This is a genomic window from Neisseria sp. P0008.S010, assembly GCF_051962715.1.
Taxonomy (GTDB): Bacteria; Pseudomonadota; Gammaproteobacteria; order Burkholderiales; family Neisseriaceae; genus Neisseria; species Neisseria elongata.
In genome coordinates, this window is sequence record NZ_JBQCVA010000399.1 from 1 (window position 1) to 244 (window position 244).

Here is a 244-nt window from a genome sequence, read left to right on the forward strand (position 1 = left end):
CTATATCACACGGCTTGCGGGCTGGCTTCAATGTCGTGCAGGCTGCGGTAGCAGGGGTCGAGCTGATTGGCGATGAGGGTGAGCTGCCGGTGGAGGATGTGGCTTTGGCGTTCGTCGCCTGCTTCTGTTTGCAGGGCTTCCAAGTCGGTTCGGATTTGGGAGAGGATCGTCTGAAAATCTTGTTCGCCGGTTTGCGGGAGGCGTTCGAGCAGGTCGGCGATGCGGTAGCCGCTTTGGTAGAACT

1 pseudogene is annotated in these 244 nt (G+C 59.0%); it reads right to left on the reverse strand.

What is annotated here, in order from left to right:
* Positions 1-5: 5 nt before the first annotated feature.
* Positions 6-244, reverse strand: a pseudogene (locus ACTHSL_RS14075) (YccS family putative transporter); the annotation flags it as partial.